Below are 925 nucleotides of genomic sequence, written 5' to 3'. Positions count from 1 at the left end.
AATATGAACGGAACTTAAAAAACAGCTTTCGCCCAAACCACCGTAAAAAGCCATCCGGGCGCGAAGAGGCTACCCCTTGGTTATCCGCTCAAACTCCTCGCATCCGGTATCAAACCCCTCCTGGCAGCTGACGTTCAGCCAGTGCAGGGCCTTCTGCTGATTGGGCTCGATAAAGCCTTTCTCCCCCTGCTGGAATATCATCCCCGCCCAGTACTCGGCGTAGCCGGTGCGGGACAGCGAGGAGCTGCGTTTAAAATAGAGCGAGGCCGCGGCGTCATCTTCCGCAATCTGCACGCCGCTGGCGTAAATCAGCCCGAGCAGCATCTGCGCGTCAACGGCGGAGTCGCTTTCCGGATCCTGGGCCGCGTCCTGTAGCAGGGTGATGGCGTGCGTATAGTCCGGCTTGCCGGCCTGATGATTGACCAGCACCCGGGCAAGGACGATCTCCCCGGCCTTGCTTCCCGCCTGAACCGACTTTTCCGCCAGCTGCCTGGCCTGCTTGTAATCGGCGTTCTGCGGGTTGCGGATCTTCAGCTGAGCCAGCAGCGCCAGCGCATCGCCATCGCCGTTTTCCGCCGACTTCTGCGCCCAGTATTCGGCCTGCGGGTAATCGCCGGAGCTGACGTAGGTATCGGCGAGATAGTACTGCGCGCGCGGGTCGCCCGATTCAGCCTGCTGTTTGTACTGACTGCCTGGTTCCATGGCGCCTGCGGCGAGGGAGACCAGCGCCAGCAATAAAGAGAGGTATTTCATTTTTTATTATCTATTAGGGATACAGCTAACAGTATAAAGGGAGGCGTAAGAGAAGAAAATGACAGGCGCTAAGCGGGCGTGATGAAACCGGGGCGATAAACGTGTCCCGCCGCTGAGCGTTGCGCCAGCGGGGGACCGATCCGTCGCCCGGAAAGGCGCGGCGCGCCCCTCC

Annotated in this window: 1 protein-coding gene; it reads right to left on the bottom strand. The window is 60.1% G+C overall.

Annotation, left to right across the window (positions count from 1 at the left end):
• Positions 1–69 precede the first annotated feature (69 nt).
• Positions 70–753 carry a tetratricopeptide repeat protein gene (locus RTE01_RS26095; RefSeq protein ID WP_041143642.1) on the bottom strand — a complete coding sequence of 228 codons (684 nt, stop codon included), beginning with the start codon at positions 751–753 and terminating at the stop codon, positions 70–72.
• Positions 754–925 lie beyond the last annotated feature (172 nt).

This window comes from Klebsiella terrigena (genome assembly GCF_006539725.1).
Taxonomy (GTDB): domain Bacteria; phylum Pseudomonadota; class Gammaproteobacteria; order Enterobacterales; family Enterobacteriaceae; genus Klebsiella; species Klebsiella terrigena.
This window is presented reverse-complemented; position numbering and strand designations above follow the sequence as displayed.

Excerpts from the sequence above, each read along its gene's own strand:
- RTE01_RS26095 (WP_041143642.1), bottom strand. The coding sequence starts at position 753 with ATGAAATACCTCTCTTTATTGCTGGCGCTGGTCTCCCTCGCCGCAGGC.